Origin of the sequence: Microcoleus sp. B3-D7 (genome assembly GCF_036705305.1) — a bacterium.
In the GTDB taxonomy this organism is placed as follows: domain Bacteria; phylum Cyanobacteriota; class Cyanobacteriia; order Cyanobacteriales; family Microcoleaceae; genus Microcoleus.
Genome location: NZ_JAUBUE010000092.1, coordinates 1,657 through 8,037, shown reverse-complemented (window position 1 = coordinate 8,037; position 6,381 = coordinate 1,657). Strand labels below are relative to the sequence as shown.

The following is a 6,381-nucleotide window of genomic DNA, read 5'->3' as shown; positions in this document are numbered from 1 at the left end:
CGTTTTGGCATTCTTTATTTGATGGGGGTGGTGTTCCTCCCGATCATATCATGGTTAATCGACCGGACATGATATGATTGATTAATTGTCCCTACAAGTTTAGGAGGGTAATTATATAAAGTCTGAGCGAGCGATCGCAATACCTGAGAGTCGGGAGGGTGGACGAATAGTTGCACCAGGAATCAGAGTTCCCGGTGAACCCGTCCCTAAAGGATTGGAATGCTTTCGTAACTATCGGCCTATATTCCGCTTCATTCGATCGAGTTCTTCGTCTGCTTCCCAGCGTTGAAACTTTTCTTCTAAAGGGTCTGCAGCCGTAAAACTGCTATAATTAGAACTCTGATTCCAACCCTTTGTATCCCAATTCTGCTCTGTTTTAGTGGTGGTAGTTCGAGTTGCAGCTTCTGCGGCTTTTGCTCGGACTTCTTTTCGCCGTACTTGAATTTGGCGGTACAGTTCTTTTGCTTTTTCAATCCGTTCTTTGCAGCCTTGCATTTGACCCCAGCGCTGATTTCCCTGACGCAACAAAGCTGCTTGCCGCTCTTGGGCGGCTTGAGCTAAATCGAGCCTTTGAGCAGCTTTAGCTTTGTTGATGCGATCGTTCCAGCGTTGAATTTCTTGAGCGGCGGAAAGAATTTCGGCTTGCAGTTTTTTCTCTTGTTTTTGGATATCGAGAATCAGCCGCAGAGTGTCTTCTTCTTGTTCCTTCAGTTGTTCTTCTATTGCCTGCAATTCCAGATGGGGATTGCTACGCAAAAATTCTTCTAATCTGGTTTCTAGAAAGCGGCTGAAATCATCAAATAAGCCCATTTTTTATAATTCCTCAGTCATTAGTCCTGGGTCATTAGTCATTGGTCATTAGTTATTAGTCATTGGTTCTTAGTCACTGGAGCTCGATTATCGCTCCTGAGTTGTTAGTTATAGCAGAAGAAAGTTCGGTAACGAATTGGGAAGCGATTTAACGGATAGAAGGAAGAAGCAATAAGAGCAATGGTTTCAGCAATTAAGAACGTCTTGGCGGTTCCTATATTATAACTGTTTTCACTGCTCGTGATATACAGCCCGATCGCTGCCTATTACTGATTACCGATGACCTAACTCATAACTAATGACTGATGACTAATGACTCATAACTGATGACTGATTAGAACTTTTGGCCGACAAAAACCGATCGCACATCTCCTCCCTTGCGGATAACTGCTTCTTGATTTTTGATTTCTGCCAGCGTCCAACCGCTAGCGCCAATGCTTTCGCCGACATAAATTCTGCGGGCTACGCCATCTACTTCAAACAAAGCAGCCGATCGATCGCCCAACTCCAAAATCCCTACCAGCGTGTGCGCGGAAGTTGGGGCGCTGCTGGCTGCCGGTGCGGATTGCTCGGGCGCGGGCGCGGATTGCTGGGCAGCAGCAGCAGCAGGCGCTGGTGCCGGTTCGGTTTCGCGAGCCAAAATCTTTGGCTGGGGAGACTCCGAGGGGGAAGGGGAAGCGGCGACGGGATCTCGACTGCCGGCAGCGGCGATCGCACGACCGGAGGCTGGAGCAGCAGGCGAGGGGGAAACTGCAGCGGTTTGAGGAGCAGCCGGAGCCGCAGCTACCGGAGCAGCCGGAGCCACAGTCACCTGAGCGGGGGGAGGGATGACGACGACTTGAGGTGCTGGTGCTCCTGGCTGCGAGGCAGCTTGTTCGAGGGCATTAGCAATGCGGTTGACTGCTGTCGAAAGACCTGCGGTTGCCGGCGGCGCGCCGGAAATTGGAATGCTCGGCAGAGTCCCTGGGGTGGGGGCTCCGGGAACTCCTGCAAGTTGGGGGTTAGCTTGGGGTGCTTTTTTTTGTTCGATCGCTTCTAGGGAGCGCTGCACATATTCGACAAACGGGGTATCTGGTGCTGTTTTGCCACTTGCTGTAGGTGTGTCTGGTGCGGGGGCGGCGGGCAAGCGCACCAGTCCCGACCTGCTTGCGAGCCATAACCCCATGACTAGCAGCAGCGACCCAAATGCTGCTCCCAGCAGCATTCTGTCGAATGATTGTTTGGACTGCTGTTTTTTGGCTGTTTCTAGGGCGACTTGACGGGCGATCGCTTCTACGTCTTTTTCGCCCCCCTGTGGCTGGGGGGGTGCCAACGGCGACAAAACTATTTGAGGTACAGAGATCGACTTGAGCGCCACGAATTCAGGCTGCACTGGTTCCGATGGCAGTCCCTCGCTGCCGTCGAATGCTCGATCGACTCCTTCAAACAGTTCGTCCATCAACCGATCGGCGTAGGACTCTACTGCCACTGCTTCGGCTGGCACTGTTTCGACCGTTGCAACCACGGCGATCGGATCTGACGCTGATTCCAAAGACATCTGTTTGGCGATTACTTTTTGAGGCATAGTTTTCTGTTTGCTCCCGCTCCTCGACAACCCTGAGATTCTCAACTTCAGACTTCTACAGGATACTTGTGATGTTGACCAATTCTTGGTTAAGAACAGGTCAATTGTATCTTACCCATCACCATATTTTTAGTCCTCGGCCAACTTACTTTGCCCGATCGACTTTTGTTTTACCTGTTTTGGGTCTTTTCGCCCCTGTTTTCTGCTGCCAGTCTTATTTGCTTACGCTGACTTTTACTGCATATTCTACTGCTTTTGTCAACCCCACCTTTTGGGGCTTGGCTGTTTTTGACACACAGCTTTACTTGACGCTCTCGAAAAAAAGCGGGTTTTTTGGCGCTGTTTCCGATCGCCTTGCAGCTTTAACAAGGATTTCAGACTTTTACTCGTTTTAAGTTTGTTGGTCAGTTTGCTTGACCGTAGTAACAAGCAACCGATTTTATAACTTTAATACTACCATAGCTTCATCACACTTAGGTAATAAATTGTCAAAGGTTGCCAAATTGTCGGCTAAATAAGCATTATTCCTAATATTTTTTTTTACAATACTATTTGTACTACAAAAATAAAAAAATATTGAAATTTTTCAATATATATTCGTTTCAGCATGAAATTTTTTCTGCCATAATTACTCTAGCTCCTGTCATTGTGACCAGGAGCTAAACACAACACTCGGACAACCCAAATTAACCCACCCGTTCCGCCAATTCCAACCACCTCTCCGTCGCCCGATCGATCTGCTGGGTCAAGTGAGCCAAACGATCCGATAACTTCTTCACCTCGGCAAACCCGCTGGGAGCATTGTTAGACAACCTCTTTTCAATCTCTTGTTTCTCAGCTTCCATCTGCGGAATTTGACTTTCTAATTGTTCGTATTCCCGCTTCTCATTAAAGGAAACTTTGGTAGATTTTTGAGTGGAACTTTGGTTTTTGGAATTATTAGATTCAGCGGTGCGTGTAAGTTTTTCTTTTTCTTTTTGCCCTTTTATTTCTTTGGCTTCTTCTGCTTTCTTGTAGTCTAAATACACCGAATAATTGCCGGGATACAAACGCAAATTGCCGCCCGGTTCCAAGGCGAAAACCATGTCTATCGTGCGATCGAGAAAATAGCGATCGTGGGACACCACAATCACGCAGCCGTTAAAATCTTCGAGATAATCCTCCAAAACCGCCAAAGTCTGCACGTCTAGGTCGTTTGTCGGTTCGTCCAAAATCAGCACGTTTGGCGCACTCATCAGCACTTTCAACAGAAATAATCGGCGCTTTTCCCCGCCCGAAAGTTTGTTAATCGGTGCATACTGTTGGTTGGGTGGAAACAGAAACTTTTCCAACATTTGAGAAGCGGTAATGATTTCCCCATCCGCCGTTTGCACCAATTCCGCAACACTTTTCAAGTATTCAATAACTCGCTGGTCTTCGTTGGGCGTCAAATCCTCTGAATGCTGGTCAAAATAACCGATATGAATGGTTGTGCCAATTTCGACTGTACCCGAATCCGGCTGAATGCGTCCGGTGATGATATCCATCAGCGTCGATTTTCCCGCACCGTTGCTACCAATAATTCCAATCCGGTCTTCGGGTGTGAAATTGTAGGTAAAATCTTTAATTAAAGTGCGATCGCCATAGGCTTTACAGATATTCAATAACTCAATCACCTTCTTACCAATCCGGCGGCCCGCTGTCGCAATCTCGACTTTGCCGTTGGCTGTTTTGAACTCCTGGGCTCGCATATCCTTAATGCGATCGATCCGAGCTTTTTGCTTGGTACTCCGCGCTTTGGGCCCGCGTTTGAGCCATTCCAATTCGCGCCGCAATACACCCGCGTGTTTGCGAACTGTGCTGGCGGCGGATTCTTCAGCTAGGGCTTTTTTCTCCAAGTAATAAGCGTAATTGCCAGCATAATTGTAAAGGTCGCCGCGATCGATCTCCAGGATGCGATTGGTAACGCGATCGAGAAAATAGCGATCGTGCGTAATCAGCAGCAAAGCACCGCGATAGCCGTTCAAATAGTTCTGCAACCACTCCACAGACAGCGCATCCAAGTGGTTTGTCGGTTCATCCATCAGCAACACATCGGGCTCGGACAACAAAGCCGTTGCTAAGGCAATTCGCTTGCGGTAGCCGCCCGACAAGTCGGCAATTTTCGCATCAAAATCCTCAATCCCCAACTTTGTCAAAATCAATTTTGCCTTCGTTTCCAAGTCCCACGCATCCACCTCATCGATGCGTTCAGACACTGCAGACAGACGCGCCATCAACTTGTCTGTATCGCCTTTGCCGTGGGACAGTTGAGCGGAAATTTCCTCGTATTCTCGCACTAAAGCCATTTGTTCGCCACTGTCAGCAAATACTTGCTCTAACACAGTGTGATTTTCGTCTAAATCCGGCTGTTGGGGCAGATAGACAATTGTAGACCCTGGATTGACCCAGCGATCGCCAGAGTCGATCGACTCCAAGCCTGCAATCATTTTCAGCAGGGTTGATTTGCCGGAACCGTTTGTGCCGATGAGTCCGACTTTATCGCCTTCATCGAGGCTGAAGCTGGCATCTGTCAAGAGTTCCTTGATGCCGAAGTCTTTTTTGATCGATCGTAGAGTAAAAATAGTCATCTGTATAGAAAGTCATTTACCTAGCTTAGTTTAACGCTGGTCTTCGCACTCCGCTGCAAATCGCTGGAAAAAGCTGCTGGGATTGATAAATTATATAAACTTCATCGATAGTTTGTTCAGTTTTTAAGTTAACAATAGTCCGGACTGTTTTTATATGGCCCAATGGCTTATGCTCGCTTGACTTTGAGCCACTATGAGTCATTAAATCAATGTCAGCTCCACCCCTGACGCGGCATTGAATTCGACTTTTTATGATCCTTTCCCCGCGTAAGCTTGTAGTATCTTTCCAAAAACTGTCCGGAATATTGAGTTAAGGTATGACTTATAAATCCAAGTTAATGATTGCTTTTTTGATCAGAGTCCTCGCTCGACCTGTCTTGTTTGCTCGAAATTACAAATTTCACTATCAACTCCACTTCTTAGTAAAAAGGAGTCAAGTAAATGACAGCCGGATTGCCCCAACAACGCATTTGTGGCACGATGAGTGTCCACTATCGACTTTTAACCACTGATCTAACCTATGCTAGAAACCGACGGGAAATTGAGAATCGCTCGCTGCAATACGCACGACGCGGAATTGAAGCAGCTAGAACTGGCATCACAGTGATTCCTGTGGTTGTTCACGTTGTTCATAACCCCAGCATTCCTGAACAAAACATTTCAGAAGCACAAATTCGCAGTCAGATTGATGTTTTAAATCGCGACTTTCGTAAGCAAAACCCAGATATTGTCTCACTCCCGGCTGCTTTTCAGTCATTGGCAGCAGATACCCGAATTGAGTTTGTCCTAGCAACCACCGATCCCAATGGCAACCCCACTAATGGCATTACTCGAACAACCACTACTGCCACAGGATTTATTGATGACGATCGCGTCAAATCCGTGGCGACAGGTGGTGCGAATCCGTGGGCGAGCGATCGCTACTTAAACATTTGGGTGTGTTCCCTGAATGGCGGATTGCTGGGCTATGCTCAGTTCCCTGGTGGTCCTAGTGCCACTGATGGTGTAGTAATCACCCATACTGCCTTTGGTACTATCGGCACGGCAGCCCCGCCCTTTAACTTAGGCAGAACTACAACCCATGAAATTGGACACTGGCTGAATTTGCGCCACATTTGGGGAGACGATGGCAATGGGTGTAACGGTAGTGATTTTGTCAATGATACACCCAATCAAGCAGGACCAAACACTGGTCTCCCCAGTTTTCCCCATGTAACCTGTAGTAACGGTCCCAACGGTGATTTGTTCATGAACTATATGGACTACACCGATGATGCGGGTATGTTCATGTTTACCACAGGGCAAGTTGTGCGAATGCAAGCCGTGCTAGATAACGAACGAGCTAGTCTTGGTACTACACGCAGCGACGATAATTTCTACCAACTCCACAGCGGTGGT

The 6,381-nt window shown here is 47.7% G+C and carries 4 protein-coding genes; 1 reads left to right on the top strand and 3 read right to left on the bottom strand.

What is annotated here, in order from left to right; all coding sequences use genetic code 11:
• Positions 1-231: 231 nt before the first annotated feature.
• The 3 genes from QUB25_RS28945 to QUB25_RS28935 all read right to left on the bottom strand — a co-directional run bounded on the left by QUB25_RS28945 (position 232) and on the right by QUB25_RS28935 (position 4,983).
• Complete coding sequence (locus QUB25_RS28945; protein WP_333188825.1) at positions 232-810, bottom strand: TIGR04376 family protein; 579 nt, start codon at positions 808-810, stop codon at positions 232-234.
• 334 nt (positions 811-1,144) lie between these two features.
• Entirely contained in the window at positions 1,145-2,374 is a 1,230-nt protein-coding gene (locus QUB25_RS28940) for a hypothetical protein (protein ID WP_333188824.1), read from the bottom strand.
• A 686-nt stretch (positions 2,375-3,060) separates the two neighbouring features.
• Complete coding sequence (locus QUB25_RS28935; RefSeq protein WP_333188822.1) at positions 3,061-4,983, bottom strand: ATP-binding cassette domain-containing protein; 1,923 nt, start codon at positions 4,981-4,983, stop codon at positions 3,061-3,063.
• 441 nt (positions 4,984-5,424) lie between these two features.
• Here QUB25_RS28935 and QUB25_RS28930 point away from each other — a divergent pair.
• The coding region (locus QUB25_RS28930) for a zinc metalloprotease (protein WP_333188820.1) at positions 5,425-6,381 on the top strand (957 nt) is incomplete at its 3' end.

Excerpts from the sequence above, each read along its gene's own strand:
- QUB25_RS28940 (WP_333188824.1), bottom strand. The coding sequence starts at position 2,374 with ATGCCTCAAAAAGTAATCGCCAAACAGATGTCTTTGGAATCAGCGTCA.
- QUB25_RS28945 (WP_333188825.1), bottom strand. The coding sequence starts at position 810 with ATGGGCTTATTTGATGATTTCAGCCGCTTTCTAGAAACCAGATTAGAA.
- QUB25_RS28935 (WP_333188822.1), bottom strand. The coding sequence starts at position 4,983 with ATGACTATTTTTACTCTACGATCGATCAAAAAAGACTTCGGCATCAAG.